13 protein-coding genes are annotated in these 17,380 nt (G+C 63.6%); 10 read left to right on the top strand and 3 right to left on the bottom strand.

All coding sequences use genetic code 11. From position 1 onward, the window contains the following. Nucleotides 1-3: 3 nt before the first annotated feature. The 5 genes from GTP90_RS16560 to GTP90_RS16540 all read left to right on the top strand — a co-directional run bounded on the left by GTP90_RS16560 (nucleotide 4) and on the right by GTP90_RS16540 (nucleotide 4,310). On the top strand, nucleotides 4-2,031 hold the full coding sequence (locus tag GTP90_RS16560) for an SWIM zinc finger family protein (protein ID WP_161084595.1): 2,028 nt from the start codon (nucleotides 4-6) through the stop codon (nucleotides 2,029-2,031). Nucleotides 2,032-2,114: 83 nt separating this feature from the next. Next, nucleotides 2,115-2,843 carry a glycine-rich domain-containing protein gene (locus GTP90_RS16555; RefSeq protein WP_161084594.1) on the top strand — a complete coding sequence of 243 codons (729 nt, stop codon included), beginning with the start codon at nucleotides 2,115-2,117 and terminating at the stop codon, nucleotides 2,841-2,843. A gap of 56 nt (nucleotides 2,844-2,899) precedes the next feature. Beyond that, nucleotides 2,900-3,172 (top strand): hypothetical protein, encoded by a 273-nt coding sequence (locus GTP90_RS16550; RefSeq protein ID WP_161084593.1) that lies wholly within the window; start codon nucleotides 2,900-2,902, stop codon nucleotides 3,170-3,172. Further along, the gene (locus GTP90_RS16545) at nucleotides 3,169-3,873 is read left to right on the top strand and encodes a DsbA family protein (protein ID WP_161084592.1); all 705 of its coding nucleotides are present in this window, start codon (nucleotides 3,169-3,171) and stop codon (nucleotides 3,871-3,873) included. Before GTP90_RS16550 ends, GTP90_RS16545 begins: the two co-directional genes overlap by 4 nt. A 17-nt stretch (nucleotides 3,874-3,890) precedes the next feature. Next, nucleotides 3,891-4,310 (top strand): nuclear transport factor 2 family protein, encoded by a 420-nt coding sequence (locus GTP90_RS16540; protein ID WP_161084591.1) that lies wholly within the window; start codon nucleotides 3,891-3,893, stop codon nucleotides 4,308-4,310. A gap of 36 nt (nucleotides 4,311-4,346) precedes the next feature. Here the strand turns inward: GTP90_RS16540 and GTP90_RS16535 are convergent, their stop codons facing one another. Both GTP90_RS16535 and GTP90_RS16530 read right to left on the bottom strand, forming a co-directional pair. Continuing rightward, nucleotides 4,347-4,991, bottom strand: coding sequence for a DsbA family oxidoreductase (locus GTP90_RS16535; protein WP_254451896.1), 645 nt, complete (start codon nucleotides 4,989-4,991; stop codon nucleotides 4,347-4,349). 37 nt (nucleotides 4,992-5,028) lie between these two features. Further along, nucleotides 5,029-5,646, bottom strand: coding sequence for an FMN-dependent NADH-azoreductase (locus tag GTP90_RS16530; RefSeq protein WP_161084589.1), 618 nt, complete (start codon nucleotides 5,644-5,646; stop codon nucleotides 5,029-5,031). Between the two features lie 109 nt (nucleotides 5,647-5,755). Here GTP90_RS16530 and GTP90_RS16525 point away from each other — a divergent pair, with 109 nt between their 5' ends. From GTP90_RS16525 to GTP90_RS16510, 4 genes are all read left to right on the top strand, one after another. Next, entirely contained in the window at nucleotides 5,756-6,190 is a 435-nt protein-coding gene (locus GTP90_RS16525) for a winged helix-turn-helix transcriptional regulator (RefSeq protein WP_161084588.1), read from the top strand. A 533-nt stretch (nucleotides 6,191-6,723) separates the two neighbouring features. Continuing rightward, entirely contained in the window at nucleotides 6,724-8,901 is a 2,178-nt protein-coding gene (locus tag GTP90_RS16520; protein ID WP_161084587.1) for a phosphocholine-specific phospholipase C, read from the top strand. 19 nt (nucleotides 8,902-8,920) lie between these two features. Continuing rightward, complete coding sequence (locus tag GTP90_RS16515; RefSeq protein WP_161084586.1) at nucleotides 8,921-9,598, top strand: PEP-CTERM sorting domain-containing protein; 678 nt, start codon at nucleotides 8,921-8,923, stop codon at nucleotides 9,596-9,598. Between the two features lie 257 nt (nucleotides 9,599-9,855). Further along, entirely contained in the window at nucleotides 9,856-11,421 is a 1,566-nt protein-coding gene (locus GTP90_RS16510; RefSeq protein WP_161084585.1) for an FAD-dependent monooxygenase, read from the top strand. Between the two features lie 40 nt (nucleotides 11,422-11,461). Here GTP90_RS16510 and GTP90_RS16505 read toward each other — a convergent pair whose 3' ends face one another. After that, a complete protein-coding gene (locus GTP90_RS16505; RefSeq protein ID WP_161084584.1) occupies nucleotides 11,462-13,825 on the bottom strand; it encodes a S53 family peptidase in 2,364 nt (787 codons plus the stop codon). Nucleotides 13,826-14,160: 335 nt separating this feature from the next. Here GTP90_RS16505 and GTP90_RS16500 point away from each other — a divergent pair, with 335 nt between their 5' ends. Continuing rightward, nucleotides 14,161-17,379, top strand: coding sequence for a type VI secretion system Vgr family protein (locus GTP90_RS16500; protein WP_161084583.1), 3,219 nt, complete (start codon nucleotides 14,161-14,163; stop codon nucleotides 17,377-17,379). The last annotated feature ends 1 nt before the right edge of the window (nucleotide 17,380 follow it).

The following is a 17,380-nucleotide window of genomic DNA, read 5'->3' as shown; positions in this document are numbered from 1 at the left end:
CGCATGGAACGGGACTGGCTGCAAATCTACCGCAACTTCGACGACAACGCGCTGGCGGCGCTGTCCAGCACGGGCCTGGTGCGCCGTGCCGCCAAGGATGTGGAAGCGGACAAGGTGGCGTGGGCGTCGCCGCCGGACAGCGAGCAGGCCACGCTGCGCGCCGACGGCCAGCTGGTGACGCTCAACCCGGGCGGTCCGGCGAAGGCCAGTTGCGATTGTCCCGCGCCCGGCATCTGCAAGCACATACTGGCCGCCGCGCTGTGGCTACGCGCCGCCGCGCCCTCCTCCGCAGGTGAAGCAGCGCCGGTGGACGTGCTGGCCGAGGTGCTGCGGCTGGAACCCGCCGCAGTGTTCAAGGCCGCCGGCGTGGCGGCCACCCGCAAGGCCGCCGCGCTGCTGGCGGACACCGAGGGCGCCGTCATCACCGACACGCCCGGCGCGCTTTCGATACAGCTGCCGGCGTTGGACGTTCCTTGCCTTTACATCGCCGGCGGCGGCTATGCCAGCATGGTGTCCGAAGCGCCCGCCGCCTCGCGCGCCGTCGTCCATCTGCTGGCCGTGGTCGCGGTCTGGCGCCGCCATGGCAGGGAGTTCGCGTGGCCGGAAGCCCTTGCCGCGACCACGCCGGCAGCTGGACCGGAGGATGGACTGTCCGACGACGAGCGCCAGTTCCTGGTCCGTCTGCGCGCGCTGGTGCTGGAGATCTGCCACGGTGGATGGGCGCACGTCAGCGAGATCATGCCGGCGCAATTGCGCGCGCTGGCCATGTCGGCGCGGATCGAGTCCTTCCAGCGCCTGGCCGGCATGCTGCGCACACTGGCCGGCACCACCGACCTGCTGGCGAAGCGGGATCTCGGCGCAGATGAACGCCAGGCCATCCGGCTGGCGGTCCGCATCTATGCCCTGTCGCACGCGCTGGAAGGCGCCCGGGGCGATTTGCTGCGCGACCTGCGCGGCGCGGCACGCCGCAGTTTCAATGGCGCCGGCACGCTGGAGCTGCTGCCGCTAGGCGCGCACTGGTGGGAGCTCCGCAGCGGCGCACGCGGCTTGACCATGGCGTTCTGGGATCCCGCCGCACAGCGCATCATGCAGGCGTCGCTGGCGCGGCGCGATGGCGCCGACCGCGGTTTCAACCGCGACATGGCCTGGAGTAGCAGTACGCTGTGGCCGGGTGTGGGCGCGCCGTGCGCACTGGGCGACGGCACGCTGACGCTGTCGAATGTGCGCGCATCGGACGACCACCGCATCAGCCTTGGCGCCGAGACCAGCGCCGGCATGCTGCCGCCGTGGCGCGCCGACGATCCGCGCTGGCAGGCTGCCGGCCATGACGACTGGACCACGCTGGCCGAGGCCATACGTCAAGGCGCCGGCTTGCGCGGCGAGGCCTTCAACTGCGTGCTGCTCAAGCCAACCCGTTTCGACCAGCCGGTGCTGGACGAGATACGCCAGGTCTCCAGCTGGACGCTGCGCGATGTGCATGACGAGCCGCTGACGCTGCGCCTGTCCTGCGACCCGGAGCACCATCTGCGGATCGACAATATCCAGGGATGGGCCGAACAAGGCCCCGTCATTCGCGGCGTGCTGGCGCGGCTGGAGCGCGACCTGCACGGCTGCAGGCTGGAGCCGCTGTCGCTGGTCATCGAACGGAATGGCGTGCTGCGCGCCGTCTCGCTGGATTATGAGGCGCCGACCAACCGCGCCGGCATGTCGCTGCTGCAGCGCATCGCACGCATGTTCAAATCCGGCGCGCCCGCAACCGCCGCCGCGCCGGCGGCCGCGCACAGCGACTGGCTGGAACATCTGCGGCTCACCATGGAAGACAAGGCGCTCACCGGCCGCCTGCACATGACGGGCGAAGACCGGAACAGCCTCGCCTCCATGCAAAGCTTCCTGCGCGCCAGCGGACTCGATCTGGTGGCCGACGCCTTGCGCCGCTATCTCGACCATCCCGGCGCGGAACAGGCCATGGCCCTCATGTATCTGTGTCAAGCCTGCGCGGACGCGGGTGACCTGGCCAGCGCGCTGCGATAACGCTTCTTGCGATATCCGCTTGCTGCGTCCTCAAAGCCATGGAATATTAACCCGATAGTCACCACCAATTTTGGAGCTATCCCATGACACCGACGACAATCGTAATGTGCGGCCTGGCAGCTGGACTTGGCGTCATGCTCTGGCGACGCCGGCTTCGGTCGCGCCGCGCGGCCTACATCACGGCCTATGCGCTCCCCGTCGGCTTGCTGGAAAAACTGCGCGAGCGCCATCCGACCCTGAGCCTGGAAAACTACCAGCTTGTGGCACAGGGGCTGCGGCAGTTCTTTCTGGCCCATCTCAATAGCGGCATGGAATTCGTCTCGATGCCATCCCAGGTCGTTGACGACCTGTGGCACGAATTCATCCTCTACACCAAAAATTACCAGCAATTCTGCCGCCGTGGCTTCGGCCGCTTCCTGCACCATTCGCCGGCCGCGGTGTTGAACAAGCGCCAGCGGGGCAATGCCGGAATACGCCAGTGCTGGTTCCAGGTCTGTCGCCAGGAAAATATCAACCCGCGCCGCCCCAGCCGGCTTCCTTTGCTGTTTGCGTTGGATGCGCAGTTGAACGTGCCAAACGGTTTTACCTATGTCGTCGATTGCAGCGGCGTCGCACGCCAGGCGGATAGCGGCACCACGATCTACTGTGGCGCCGACCTGGGTGGATCCGTGGCCGGTTGCGGAGGCGGTTCCGGCGACGGGGCGCACGGCCATTCCGGCTCGGATTCAGGCTGTGGTGGCGATGGCGGCGGCGGGGACGGCTGTGGTGGAGGCTGCGGTGGCGGCTGCAGCGGAGGCTGCGGCGGCGATTGATCCGGGTCTGCTAACGCGAGATTTCATTTACCGCACTCGACGTCGCCTGCTCCCATGTGATCAAAACCTTGTATTCAACATTCGTGGTAGCGCTGGCCGTCCCTTGGACCCCGCTGCGTTGGGATCTGCGCGCTCTCCTTGATTGTGGATGCCCGGCAGTGCCCTTTTCAATTCTCAAAATCGCCAAAACGCCGTATCAATTTTCAGCGGGCGCCTCGCCTGATTTCATCGATTCATGCAATTATCAAATTCAATGGTGGCGGTTTATCTCTGCAATTGATGGGAATAAAGTACGCCTTGCTCAGAAAACCAAGGAAACAGAACCATGATCAAGCCTCCAACCCTGCACTATATTTACGATCCGCTTTGCGGCTGGTGCTACGGCGCCGCGCCGCTGGTGAAGGCTGCCCGCGAGGTCTTGTCCGTGCAGGCTCACGGCGGCGGCATGATGGCGGGCGACCGCCGCCAGCCGGTCACGCCGCAGTTGCGCGACTACGTGATGCCGCACGACCGGCGTATCAAGAATCTCACCGGCCAGCCTTTTGGCGATGCTTATTTCGAAGGCCTGTTGCGCGATACCTCGGCGGTATTCGATTCCGCCCCGCCAACCGCCGCGGTGCTGGCGGCGGAAAGACTCGCCGGCCGCGGCCTGGACATGCTGTCCCGCCTGCAATCCGCGCACTATGTCGAAGGCCGGCGCGTCGCCGACCGCGAGGTGCTCGTCGACATGGCTGGCACGATCGGACTGGACGCTACTGCCTTCGAGCTGGCTTTAGACCAAGCTCAACGCGAGGAACTTCACGCGCACATCGCCGAGACGCGCCGGCTGATGGAACGTGTTGGCGCGCGGGGCTTCCCCAGCTTCGCGCTCGAACGCGACGGCAAATTCACCTTGCTCGACGCGGGCGCTTTCCTCGGCCGCCCGCAGGAGCTGCGGGATTGGCTGAGGACCCAGTTGCCCGATGCCATGCCAGCGCCCGGAAACGCGGCGACGGAGTTTGGCTGCGGACCGGATAGCTGTTCAATCTGAAGAAGGGGAAAATAACCATGCGTAGCAACTTGCAGATCGCCTCCGAACACTATGCCGCATCGGGCCGGGGCGACATCGCCGGCATGATGGCCGACGTCGCCCCGGACGCGCGCTGGACGGAGATGGCGGGTTTCCCTTGCGCGGGCACGTGGATCGGCCCCGCACAAATTGTTGAACACGTGTTCAGGGTCCTGGGCGGCGAGTGGGATGACTACCGCATGACACTGGAGTCCCTGATCGATGGAGGCGACTGCATCGTCGGCATTGGCAGCTATTCCGGCACGTACAAGCGCACCGGACGAGCCATGCAAGCGCGTGTGACCCATGTGTGGCGGCTGGCCGGCGGCAAGATCGTGGGCTTCGAGCAGTTCACCGATACCTTGCTGGTGGCCAGGGCCATGCAGATCGATCGCGCAGCGCGCGATTCAAGCCACTGACGGCGGGGCGGACTACGCCGTCCACGCGCTCAACGGCTACCTGAAGACCTGCGGGATTGCGCCGGAAGCCGCTTGTATTGCCGAAGCAATCTCGTCTTCGCTGCGTCCCCCATTGATGGCAATGCGTCCCCCAAAGACAAAGTGAGGAACCGAACGGACACCGGCCTCCCTCGACTTGACCGCCTCCTCCTCGACGCGACGGTGCTGTTCCGGATCAAGTGCGATGGCACGAGCCTGATCGCGGTCAAAACCGTAGTCGGCTGCGATGTCGGCCAGCACATCGGCATCGGAGATATTCTTCGCCGCGATGAAGTACGCATTGGTGATTGCGACCGCGAGCCGGTGCTGCGTGTTACGCCCAGCGGCTGCCCGAATCACAGCATGAGCAGCCTGGGTCGGATAGGCCCGGAGCTGGCGGCCAAGATCGAGGTCGAAGCCCGAAGCGCGGGCTTCTCCCTCGGGGCGGGCAAAGGCGCCCTTGGGATCGGTGATGCCGTAGCGCGAACGCAGCAGGTCGGGAATATACAGGCCGCCCGCCGGCGCATCCGGCAGCAACAGGACTGGATGCTGCCGAATGTCGACGGCCAGGTTGGGGAAACGCTCCGCCAGCACTTTGTCGAGACGGTGATGTCCGACGATGCACCACGGGCATGTGATTTCAGTATAGAGGTCTATTTGCATAATCGAGATGTCCCTGCATGCTTTCCCGACCATCAGGTCACGCAGCCTTCGCCAACAAGGCTTTGATGGCAGTCTCGGTGTTGGCGATGGCGGCGTTCGCCACGTCGGGGCCGAGAACCGTGCCTTCGACGCGTATCACTTCAACGTCGGTCAGGCCGATGAAACCGAGCAGGTGCAGCAAATAGTTATTCTGAAAGTCGAACGGTGCCCAAGCACCTTCCGAGAACACGCCGCCGGCAGCGGTGACCAGATAGACCTTCTTGCCGGTCAGCAGTCCTTGCGGCCCGGCGCCGCCATAGCTGAAAGTGACGCCTGGCCAAGTGACGTGATCGAACCATGCCTTGAGCTGCGAGGGCAGGCCAAAGTTGATCATGCCCGAACCGAGCACGATCACATCGGCGGCCTTCAACTCATCGACAAACTCTTGGGCGACCTTCACCGCTGCGGCCTGTTCCGGCGTGCGGTCTTCGGGCGAGGTGATCCGGCCCTCGATGTAGGCTGGCGTGATGTGCGGCGGTGGATTCGCGGCGAGGTCCCGCACGGTCAGCGGGCCACCGTTGCGGGCCTGAATGCCCTCGGCGATTTCGGCCGCGAAGCGGGTGGAAAGGCTGTCAGCCCGGCGCGGACTGGAAGTAACAAGTAGGGTGTGGTTCATGACGGCTCCTAAGTATAAAATGAGAACCAAGTAATCAATCGATTCTTGCTTACTGATCCATACAAAGAATGGTATAGTTCCCGCCATTTCTCCACAAGAAGGCACACATATGTCACCTAGTCACATCGAGCTGCCTGCCGATATGCCTGCACCTGACACCGGCGGCTGCCTGGCAACCCGTGAAATCCTGGACCGCATCGGTGACAAGTGGAGCCTCTACATTGTCGCCATGCTCGCTAAAGGCCCGCGGCGCTTCAACGAATTGAAGCGTGGCATCGACGGCATTTCCCAGCGGATGCTGACGCTGACCTTGCGCGGCCTGGAACGCGACGGACTGGTAACGCGAACGATGTATCCGACGATTCCTCCGCGCGTCGATTACGAACTCACTGACATGGGAAGAACGCTGTTGAAGCCTGTCATGGCGCTGGTCAACTGGGCGAACAAGCACCAGGTCGCCATTGCCGAGGCGCACAAGCGTTTTGACGAGGGGCCGGAGCCGGATCAGGTCTTGATTCAAGGCGTTGTTTACCAGCGTCGATAAGCGAGCCCCAGGCTGCAGGGCTTGTGCAAATGCAGCGGCGTCATACCAGGGCTTGGCGACCTTGTTCGGCTACTTGAGCCGGTCAAAAAAGGCCTTGGACTCCTGCGCCGAAAAATTGGGGTACCGGTGGGCCCCCTCTCGGTGCCGCACCAGATGACGGGCTTGCCGCTATCGCAGCCTTGGTACTCTACGCAGCCGTTACTACCCACGGGGCTGTTGGTGTTGAAGTACTGGTGACGCCTGTTCCCCCTCCGCAAGCGACGAGCGCAATGAACAGTAGCGCGGCCAATACATGTCTCATGTCTTCTCCTTGTTTGCACCGCGGCCTTCCATGCGCGCCAAGTCTAATGGCCTCGATTGCGTACGTCTTTTACGATTTTTGACATTGGACGACATGTTTTTGAATATCAATCACATGCCATGTCATCAACATTTCATCATCGTTACGTAAGCTGTCGCTTCCCCTGACAATCGACCTGGATCAATCAAATGCAAATTTTCAAATTCGCGGGCGCCCGCATGCAGGTGCACGCATGAGCCGTCGTGACTTCCTCCGCAAAATGGGCAAGTCGGCCGGAGCAAGTGCCGTGCTTGCGACCTTTCCACCGTCCATCCAAAAGGCGCTGGCCCTCCCCGCCAACCAGCGCACCCGCAGCCTGCAGGATGTCGAGCATATCGTTGTGCTGACGCAGGAGAACCGCAGTTTCGACCATTACTTTGGCACGCTGGAAGGAGTCCGGGGATTCGGTGATCCCTTCCCGATTCCGGTGATGGACCGGCAAAATCTCTTCAACCGTAAATCGGTCTTCGTGCAGCGCTCTGTCGGCGGGGCGCCGGTGCCGGGCCGGCCCAACTGGCCCCAGGGCAGCGCCATCGCGCCGTTCCGGCTCAACACGGTGCAGGACTTCCCTGTCATGCGCGTGGCCGGGACGCCGCATGCCTGGCTCGACGCCCAACTGGCATGGGACCAGGGACGCATGAATGACTGGTGCACGGTCAAGCAGAACCGCGCGATGGGCTATTACGCCGACGCCGACATTCCGTTCCAGTTCGCGCTCGCGCGCGCCTTCACCGTCTGCGACCACTATCACTGTGCGACCCAGACCGGCACCAACACCAACCGGCTGTTCCTGTTCACCGGCCACAACGATCCACTGGCGGTTGCGGGCGGCCCATCGACCGACAACAGCCACGACGACTTCAATCCGGACATGTCCACCGACTACTTGTGGACCACCTATCCGGAGCGGCTCGAAGCGGCGGGTATCCGCTGGCAGGTGTACCAGAACATGGCGGACAACTTCACCGATAACTCGCTGGCGGGATTCCGCCCGTTCCGCAACGCGTGGTATCGCCGGCCCGGCTATTCGCAATCCCTGCGCGATCGCGGCACCACGACACGCGACCTCGACCTGCTCAAGGCCGACGTGCTGGCCAACCGCCTGCCGCAGGTCAGCTGGGTGGTCGCGACCGCCGAAGGCTCCGAACACCCGGGTCCATCGAGTCCTGCGCAGGGCGCCGACTACATCTCGCGCGTGCTGGATGCGCTGACCGCCAATCCTGAGAGCTGGAGCAAGACGGTCCTGATCATCAACTTCGACGAGAACGACGGCTTCTTCGACCACATGCCGCCGCCGGCGGTCCCTGCGTACACGAGCTACAGCAGCAACCCGGCGCAGTCGCAGCTGGCCGGTGCGTCGACCGTCGACACGACCGGCGAATACCATCACGTGCTCAACGGCGCCGATGCACGCACGCTCCATCGCCCCTACGGCCTCGGGCCGCGCGTGCCGATGTATGTCATCTCGCCGTGGACCAAGGGCGGCTGGGTGAATTCGCAGGTCTTCGACCACACCTCGGTGATACGTTTCATCGAGGCGCGTTTCGGTGTGCGCGAGCCGCTGATCAGCCCGTGGCGCCGTGCGGTGAGCGGCAACCTGTTGTCCTGCTTCGACTTCGCCAACCCGAACGACAACGGTTTCACGCAACTGCTGCCGGAAACGGCTGCGCGGCGTTCGATGGCGCTGAGCCTGCCAAACACCAAGGTGCCCGCGACGCCGGCCACGCTGACGGCTCCCGTCCAGGCCGCCGGCGTGCGTCCGGCACGCGCCCTGCCCTACGAACTCCAGGTGCAGGCACAGGTGCCGGTGGGAGGCGGCCAGGTGGAGCTCCGGTTCGACAACCTGGGCGAAGCCGGAGCGGTGTTCCATGTGTACGACCGGCTGGCGCTGGATCAGGTCCCGCGCCGCTACACGGTCGAACCAGGCAAACAGCTCACAGGCCGCTGGAACACCGCATCCGCCTACGATCTGTGGGTACTGGGACCGAACGGCTTCCATCGCCACATCGTTGGGGATGTGCGCGGCAACGGCAACATCGCATGGCCGGAACTCAGCGTGCGCGCCGAACGCAGCGCCGGCGAACTGGTCATTGAACTGGTCAACAATGGCACGCAGCCATGCACCTTCGAACTGACCGCCAACAAGTATTACTCCAGCAAGCCTTTGCAAGTGCGCGTCGTCGCACGTTCCAGAAGCGCTGTCCGGCTTCCGTTGGCATCGAGCTCCAACTGGTACGACTACAGCCTGCGCGTGGCTGGCCTGCCGGGCTGGTTGCGCCGCTTCGCCGGCCATCTGGAAAACGGCTTGCCGTCCATCAGCGATCCGGCCATGCAAGGGCCGGCGCAACTCGACCAGTACCGCGTCATTTGATTTTTATAAGGAGCTTTTCATGAAGTGCAAATTTTTCCTCGCCGCGGCCTTGTTCGCCGTGGCGTGCAGTGCCAAGGCCGACGTCCTCTACGGTCAGAATCTTGTTGTCAACGGCAATGCCGAGGCAGGCGTGAGCGGCTGGACCGGCTACACGGGTTACGACATGGTCCAGTCGGTGGACTATGGCAACAACTGGGTGCTGCCCACCCAGCCTGGCCCGGTCGATCGCGGCAACAAGATGTTCGCCGGCTTCGGGCAGTATGCCGTGGCCTCCCAGACCCTGGACTTCGGCGTGGCGACGACCAGGAACAGTTCCTATTCCCTGAGCGGATGGCTCGGCGGCTGGACCAACCAGGGCGATAACGCACTGTTCTATGTGCAGTTTCTCGATGCGGGCAACAACGAGATAGGCAACGCCGCGATCGGTCCCGTCACCCCGCAAGACCGCGGCAACCAGACAGGCCTGTTCTACCGGGAGTCCGTGGGCATCATGCCTGCCGGCACCAGCAAGCTGTCGTTCTGGCTGTCGATGGAGCGTCTCGTTTCGAGCGACAACGACGGCTACGCGGATAACCTGTCCTTCATCGCTACCAGCCCGGTACCGGAACCGGGCATGGCGTCAATGTTCCTGCTGGGCTTGGGCATGCTGGCCGGGGTGGTCCGCCGCAATAGGCGCGCGTCCACGAATCCGCTATAATTTCGATGTCGAAAATGGTGGACCGGTTTAGGTGAGCCCCGGTCAGCTCGATGCCTGCAAGGCATCGAGCCTCAATCCAACCCGCAAGGGTCGCGGACCACGACAGAAGGCGAACGTGCGTCGTTTTCTGTCAGATGGTGGGCGCCAGCAAATTGCTGGCGCCGCATTCCCTCCCCCGGGACTTGCTGCGATCGGCAGATACCTCGTGCGTTCATATGCGCGCTAGAAGCGCGTTCTTATTCTGCGTCGAGGTCAACATGAAACACATTCCAGTCCTTATCATTGGTGGCAGCCTGGTCGGCTTGTCCGCCGCCCTCTTTCTCTCGTGGCGAGGGGTGCCAAACATCGTCATCGAGAAGCACGAAGGCAGCGCCCTGCATCCGCGCGCAATCGGCTTCACCGAACGCACGATGGAGTACTTTGCAGCTGTCGGCTTGGGCGACAAAATTCCGCAAGTCGCGCCGGGCACCCGTCTACGCCGGGCGGTCGTCGAAAGCCTGGCCGGCCGCTGGCTACGCGAAACGGAGTGGACGCCCGACAGCGCTGTTCCCGGCCAGGGGGATCGCCTCACGCCCCACACCGGCGCCGCCATCGCCCAGGACAAGCTGGAACCCATTCTTCGCGCCCGTGCCATCGAACTGGGATCGCAGCTGGAGCAAGGGACCGAGTTGATCTCGTTCGAGCAGGACGCCGACGGCGTCACGGCGCTCATCCGCAGCCGCAGGACCGGCGAAGAGCGATCGATACGCGCCGCATACCTGGTGGCCGCCGATGGCGCGTCCAGCGACATCCGCGAGACGCTGGGCATTGCACGCGAGGGGGTGGGTTACCTGCGAACGATACACAGCGTCCTGTTCCGTTGCCCGGAGGCTGAGCATTTTCTGGCGCGTGGTGTCCAGCAGTTCGAGATTGAGCAAGCCGGGCTCCGCGCCTTCCTGACCAGCTATGGCGACGGGCGCTGGGTGCTGATGCGCACGGACGGGCAAGCGCTGAACGAATTGGAGCTCGGCCCGTTCATCAGGACATGCCTGGGCCAGGACTTCGCGGTTGACATCATCACGACGGGACACTGGGAGATGGCCGGCCGCATCGCGGAAAAGTACAGCATGGCCCGGGTGTTCCTCGCGGGCGACGCCGCCCATCAATTGCCGCCGACCCGGGGCGGCTTCGGCGCCAACACCGGCATCGACGACGCCTGGAACCTGGCGTGGAAGCTGGCCATGGTCGTCGACGGACAATCGAATCCGGCATTGCTGGATACCTACGGCGCCGAACGGCGCCCGATTGGATGGCTGCGCCACCAGCAGACCTTTGCGCGCCCCGACTACGCGAAATGGCTGAAGAGTCCGATAGAGCCGCAACCCTTGTTCAGCGACATCGCCATGGAACTCGGTCAACTGCACCGCTCGGCGGCGGTCATCGGTGCCGCCGGCGACTTGCCGCCAGCAGCGCATCCGAACGACTGGGCGGGACAGCCCGGCGTTCGCGCACCTTACCTGGAGATGACGGGCCCGGCAGGCCGCCTGTCCACACTGGATTTGGTGGGCAAGCAGTTCACCCTGTTCGCAGAAGCCTCGACGTGGATTGAAGCCGCCGCTCGCGTGTGTGCCGCGACGGGCGTGCCGATTGTCGCGGTGCAGATCGGGAAGGATGTGGACGTCAACCGCGATGAGGTCCTTTCAAGATTCGGCATCACATCCGCAGGCGCAACCTTGGTGCGACCCGACGGCATCATTGGATGGCGCTCAACCGGAGGCGTGCCTGACGCGCATGCAGCACTAAGTGATGCGCTGCACGAAATCGCATCCTTGCACGGGGTGTAGGGCACCTCGAAAAGGGGGGGGTTGTTATCCTTAATTTCAATCAGCGCGACGCCACCGTCACCGGGATCGTCAGCTGGGCGCTGCCGCCGGCATTGTCGGTCACGACCACCTTCAATTGATAACTGCCGGCCACCGGCGCGCTCCAGTACGGCATGACGCTCAGGCCGCTGGACTGGAACATCATCCCCAGCGGCACGCCGGAGATCGTGATCGACACCGAACTGGCGCCATTGTCGACGACGGTGATCAAGCCCGTCATCGGCTTGCCCGCCACGCCCGTCATGGCCGCGGCGGTGATCACCGGTCCGCCGTTTGTGAGTTGCACCGTGTACTTGGCTTGGCCGCTCAAGCCGGTCTTGCTGTCCCTGGCGGTGACGATTACCGTGTAGACGCCGGCCACCGGCTTGGCCCAGCTGACCAGGCCCGCAGTGCTGATCGTCATGCCGGACGGCGCGCCGCTCAGCGCGTAGGTGACCGGATTGGCACTGCTGGCCGCCGCCGAGAACGACAACGCCACACCCACCTTGCCGCTGATGGTGCCCGAGGTCAGCACCGGCGCAGACAACGGCGCGATGACGACGGTGTACACGCCCTGCCCGCTGAGGCCGGTCTTGCTGTCCTTGGCGGTCACGGTGACGGCATAGGTTCCGGCCACCGGCGCCGCCCAGCCGACCACACCGGCGCTGGTGATACTCATGCCGGACGGCGCCCCGGTCAGCGCATAGCCGACCGGATTGGCCGCAACGGTGGACACCGTGAACGTCAGCGCGGTGCCGACCGTGCCCTGGATGCTGGCCGAGCCCACCTGCGGCGCAGCGGCGATGGTCAGGCCCGACAGTGTCGACAACAGGCTGGACACGTTCGGGGTACCCAGGCCGGTCAACTGATCGTAGCCAGTCTTGGCGGTGCAAGCGGCGCAACTGCCGTCGCTGCCGGCGGTGATATCGGCAAATGCGGACGCGTACGTACCCGGCACGGCGGCGATCCCGCCGTACAGGGCCGCGTGCGGCGCGCCCAGTGCCGCCTTGCCGTTCAGCGCGCGGGTGGCGTTGGCCACCGCGATCAGGCCGGCCCACTGCGGCGTCGACAGGCTGGTGCCGCCCACGCTGCCCCAGCGCACCGTGCCGCTGCCGGGCGCGATCATCGCCACGTACTGGCCGGACGATGGATCGGCATTGAAGGCGACATCGGCCACCGTGCGGCGCGCGGGCGTGCCCATGCCCGGCACGGCGTTGGTCTGGTAGCTCGGCGTGGCCGTGTACAGGCTGACGCCGCCGCCGGTGCCGGACCAGGCCACTTCGGAACGCAGTCCGCTGCCACTGTAGTGGAGCGTGGTGCCACCGACCGCCAGCACATGCGGCGCGACCGCTGGCCACGACACGCCTGCGCCGGAGTCGCCGGTGGCGGCCAGATAGGTCATGCCGGGGGCGGCGAACACGCTGTCGGACGAAGTGGTACCGCTGCTTTCAGCGCCGCCAAAACTCATCGAGACGATACCCGGCCCCATCGCTTTGGCCAGCTTGGCGCCACCCAGCAGATTGTTGTAGCTGGCATCGGCGGTTTCAATCAGCACAATGCGGGCCAGTGGCGCGGTGGCGTGCGCCCACTGCACGTCGAGGGCGATTTCGCTGGCCCAGCCGGCGTCGTACGCGGGCTGGGTCGAGGTCATGGCGCCGCTGGCGGTGCTGTACACCACGGCCAGTTCGCAGCCGCCGGTGGAGGCGGCGGCCAGCGGCAGGCCGGCCGTGGGAGCGATGGACTTCGTGGTGCAGGCCGGCAGGCTGAATTTGGTGTTGAACGCGGCCAGTTCGGCGGCCACGTTCGGGTCATGCTGGGCGTCGAGGATGTAGATGGTCTGGCCGGCGCCCAGTTGGGCCGCCTGGGCCGCCGTCAATGCGCTGCCGGCCGCCGGCAGCGTCGGCAAGCCATAGGCGGCGCGGACCTGGGCCGGCGTGTAGGTCGCCACCACGCTGGCGGTGGCTGCCGGCGCGGCGACTGCTTGCTGGCTCTGGCCGCGCGGGGCTTCCATCTGACGGCCTTGCAGCGCCTGCATGGTGAGGCGGCGGGTCGACAAGTGCCGGAACTCAGTCGGGACAGCCTGCGCGTGCACCGGCGCGGTGGCGCTGTCGGCATGGTCGTCCGGCGCCGCCAGTTCAATCGGTGCCATGTGGAACGACGGCTGCGCCATGCGCTGGGCATCTTCGGCCGGCAGCGTGCCGGGATCGAGCACCAGCGTGGTCGAGCCGGTGGCGAGCGGTGCTGCGTGCAGCACCACAGGCGCTTCAGCGGCGTTGTCGGCGCCGCCCCCACCGCATGCGCTCAGCATGGCTGCCGTGCACAGCGCGAGCGCCGGCAGCGCAAGCGCCGATGCGTTGAATTTTGTTAAATGTTGATTTTTCATCATCCGCCTTGGCGCCGCCATTTTGTATCCGTATGGAAATTATCGCATAGTATTTATGAGTTACAAGGTTGCGAACGTATCCAAGGCGACGCACGCGCATTGCCAGATTTGCTTCTCGTTTGCTGTTATATCTAGGGGCAAAGAATAGTTGTCAATCGTGCAGCATCAAAAAATTGCCGATGCTATACTTCCGCCGGGAAATTTTTCAATATTTCATCTTTTGCAACATGGATATTCCTCGCAACCTTTGTTCAGCGCGCTGCCAGGCAGGCGGCACACAATAAACCTATTAACGCAAGCCATTGCTGACCCAGCCATGGCTGAGTAGAGAAAGCTGTATGAGTAGCTTGTCAGAAATGATTGCCGCGTTCGCGCACGGCCGGCAAAACAACCGCATTCTGCGCCTATCGTTCCCGCACGACGATGGCCCCCGTTCCATGCTACTGGCGAACCGCCTGGAAGCAAGTGAGGGCTTGTCGCGCGACTTTGAATATACGGTGGAAGTGCTGGCCGATGACGCCAGCCTCGCCCTCAAGGATGTACAAGGCAAGATGGTGACCATTTCGCTGGTGCGCGGCGACGGCAGCATGCGTTTCTTCAACGGCTATGTGTTCGAGTTCCGGCTGGTGAAAACCGACGGCAGCGTAGCCTTCTATTCCATGGTATTGCGCCCTTGGCTGGCCTATCTGAAGCTGCGCAAGGACAATTACCTATTCCACGGCAAGAGCCTGCGCGACCAGTCGGCGGAGGTGTTCTCCGATTACGGCACGCATCCCGACTGGGATTGCCAGGTGATGGGCGCCGACGAACCGGTGACCATGGCTTGCCAGTTCGACGAAACCGACCATAATTACCTGCACCGCCGCTGGGAGGCCGCCGGCTGGCACTACTGGTACGAGCATAGCGAGCGAGGCCACAAGCTGATTCTGGCCGACGACTCCACCCAGGCCGCGCCGATCGACGGCGACGATCCGGAGATCCGTTTCCAGCGCCATGCCGGCGCCATCGAAGAAGATGCAATCGGCGACTGGTCGCCTGTGCGCTCCATCGTGGCGAGCAAAGTGGCCATTTCTGCGTTTGACTTCAAATATCCCGTACCTCACAACGTTGACTTGCCGACGCTGAATCAGCAAGGCGATGTGCTGACGACGGAACAGTATGAGTACGCCGGCGCCTACGGCGTCAAAGGCCGCAAGGATGCCGAAGCGCTGGCCCTGCTCCGCATGGAAGAAATCGAAAGCCGTGGCAAGCATATCGAAGCGGGAGGCAACTGCCGCTTCGCCATGCCGGGCCGCTGGTTCCGCCTGACCGACCATTTCCATGAAGGTTCGCAGGACAAGCAAGAATATGTGCTGGTCAGCGTGCACCATTCGGCCACCAACAACTACCTGCAACTGGGTGATGCTGCTGCCGACTACAGCAACAAGCTGACCTGCATTCGCAAGAGCGTGCACTGGCGTCCGGGGCGCGGCTTCAACAGCGTTGAGACCAAGATCCACGGCCCGCAGACCGCCGTTGTGGCGGGCCCATCGGGACAGGAAATCCATAGCGATGAACATGGCCGCGTGCGCGTACAGTTCCATTGGGACCGCGTAGGCTTGCACGACGAGCAGAGCTCCGCCTGGGTACGCGTGGCATCGAACTGGGCTGGCGGCAACTTCGGCGCCATTTCCTTGCCGCGTATAGGCCAGGAAGTCATTGTGCAATGGCTAGACTCCAATCCAGACCGTCCGATCATCACGGGCCGTGTCTACAACGGCGAGAATATGGCGCCGTGGGAACTGCCGCACCAGCATGCGCTGTCAGGTATTCGCAGTCGCGAGCTCAAAGGCGCTGGCGGTGCCGGTGGTCGCAATAACCATTTGCTGATGGACGACACGGCAGGCCAGATTCAGGCCGTGCTGTCGTCGGACCACTACCGCAGCCAACTCAGCCTCGGCTACCTGACACGCGTGCTCGACACCTCCGGCCGCCAGGATCATCGCGGCGAAGGTTATGAACTGCGCACCGACGGTTGGGGTTCCTTGCGCGCGGCCAAGGGCATCCTGGTGACCGCCTGGGCTCAGCCGGTGCAAGACCAGGGCACGACCCAACAAGACAATACCGAGGGCGCCGATACCCTGCGCGCCGTGCTCGACAGCGCGGAAATGCGCAGCCAGGCCGCCGAGATGGCGACGGAACAGCGCGGAGAAATCAAGAATTCGCACCGCGGCCTGAAGAACCAAAAGCTGCTGAGCGAAAACAGTTGGTCGTTGACCAAACCGTTGGTCTTCATTTCGGCGCCGGAGGGTATCGCTGCCAGCACGCCGAAGAGCATCGTTCACGCCGCCGGCGAAGACCTGGGCTGCTACGCGGCTGGCAATGTCGATATGACCTCGGGCGAATCGATGTCGTTCAGCTCGGCCAAGGGCATTCAGCAGCACGTTGAACGCGGCGGCATGGTCACGGCCATCAGCCACGGCAACCACTACTTGCACGTACAAGACGGCAAGAGCGAAACCATATCGCAAAAAGGCATGGTCTTTGAAGCCAAGAGCGGTGACATCGTGCTCAAGACCAAGGGCGGCAGTATCGTGCTGACCGAAAAAGGCGAGATCCTGATCAAGGGCGCCAACGAGACCCACGATATTGCAGGCACCATCAAGCTGGGCGCCAAGCAAGTGGTCAACCAAGGCTCGGTGCCCGCCGCGCCTGTGACCGAGTTCTGGGGCAAGATGAACGTGGGTAAATTCAGCCAGCAAGTGGTGCTGGCCGATGCGCTGCACATGGTGGATGGCGTCGCTGCCAACTACGCGTACAGGATAGTGGCCAAGGACGGTTCCGTCCTCAAGTCCGGCAAGCTGGATGCGGACGGCAAGACCGAACGCGTCTTCACCGAAGATATGGAAGAACTGCACGTCGAGATCGACCGCAACAACGGCAAGTGGCAGTTCATAGAGGACGTCAAGCACGATCCATATATGGACGAAGACGAGGACGATCACGAACTGGCCGAGCAGGTGAAAACACCGGTAGGCGTTGGCGTCCTGGCGACGCACACGGAAATGCCCATGGACATGGCCAAGAGCCTGTTCATGCCCGATGGCGAAATCAATATACGCACCGAAGCGATGGGGTTCTTGAGCAGGAAGCTCCATATGCCGGTGGAAAGCATCGTGCACGTCCTGAAGAACGCACATAGCTCCAAAGGCGCGGTCGCCGATCTCGGCAAGGAGAAGGTGTACGCCGTCCTGCAACATGAGGCTGACAAGCTCGTCGAGAAAAAGGTCAACGCTTCCGCCGCCGGGCTGGTGGCCATGGTCAGCAAAGGCTGGCGTGGCAACGACGACCTGCCGCGCGACGTGACGGCGATCTTTGAAGAGGCTGCGTTCAAACGCGTGCGCGATATCGCCAGGGTGGCTGAAGCCGCCGCCAGGAACGACTGCTTCGGCGTTGATGATGACACGCACCTGCTGTCGATGCATGAAGATGAGCCGCTCGAACTGGATGGCCCGCCGTCGGACATGCGTCATGATGGCAATAACTTACCTTCAACTCCTAATACTTACGAAACCTGAT

The organism is Duganella vulcania, assembly GCF_009857655.1.
Classification (GTDB): Bacteria; Pseudomonadota; Gammaproteobacteria; order Burkholderiales; family Burkholderiaceae_D; genus Rugamonas; species Rugamonas vulcania.
The sequence above is the reverse complement of the archived record's forward strand: the minus strand, read 5'-3'. Positions and strand labels throughout refer to the sequence as shown.

Bases quoted from the DNA above. Each gene is read 5' to 3' on its own strand.
- GTP90_RS16560 (WP_161084595.1), top strand. From the start codon at position 4: ATGGAACGGGACTGGCTGCAAATCTACCGCAACTTCGACGACAACGCG.
- GTP90_RS16500 (WP_161084583.1), top strand. From the start codon at position 14,161: ATGAGTAGCTTGTCAGAAATGATTGCCGCGTTCGCGCACGGCCGGCAA.
- GTP90_RS16530 (WP_161084589.1), bottom strand. From the start codon at position 5,646: ATGAACCACACCCTACTTGTTACTTCCAGTCCGCGCCGGGCTGACAGC.
- GTP90_RS16505 (WP_161084584.1), bottom strand. From the start codon at position 13,825: ATGATGAAAAATCAACATTTAACAAAATTCAACGCATCGGCGCTTGCG.
- GTP90_RS16510 (WP_161084585.1), top strand. From the start codon at position 9,856: ATGAAACACATTCCAGTCCTTATCATTGGTGGCAGCCTGGTCGGCTTG.
- GTP90_RS16535 (WP_254451896.1), bottom strand. From the start codon at position 4,991: ATGCAAATAGACCTCTATACTGAAATCACATGCCCGTGGTGCATCGTC.
- GTP90_RS16515 (WP_161084586.1), top strand. From the start codon at position 8,921: ATGAAGTGCAAATTTTTCCTCGCCGCGGCCTTGTTCGCCGTGGCGTGC.
- GTP90_RS16520 (WP_161084587.1), top strand. From the start codon at position 6,724: ATGAGCCGTCGTGACTTCCTCCGCAAAATGGGCAAGTCGGCCGGAGCA.
- GTP90_RS16540 (WP_161084591.1), top strand. From the start codon at position 3,891: ATGCGTAGCAACTTGCAGATCGCCTCCGAACACTATGCCGCATCGGGC.
- GTP90_RS16555 (WP_161084594.1), top strand. From the start codon at position 2,115: ATGACACCGACGACAATCGTAATGTGCGGCCTGGCAGCTGGACTTGGC.
- GTP90_RS16525 (WP_161084588.1), top strand. From the start codon at position 5,756: ATGTCACCTAGTCACATCGAGCTGCCTGCCGATATGCCTGCACCTGAC.
- GTP90_RS16545 (WP_161084592.1), top strand. From the start codon at position 3,169: ATGATCAAGCCTCCAACCCTGCACTATATTTACGATCCGCTTTGCGGC.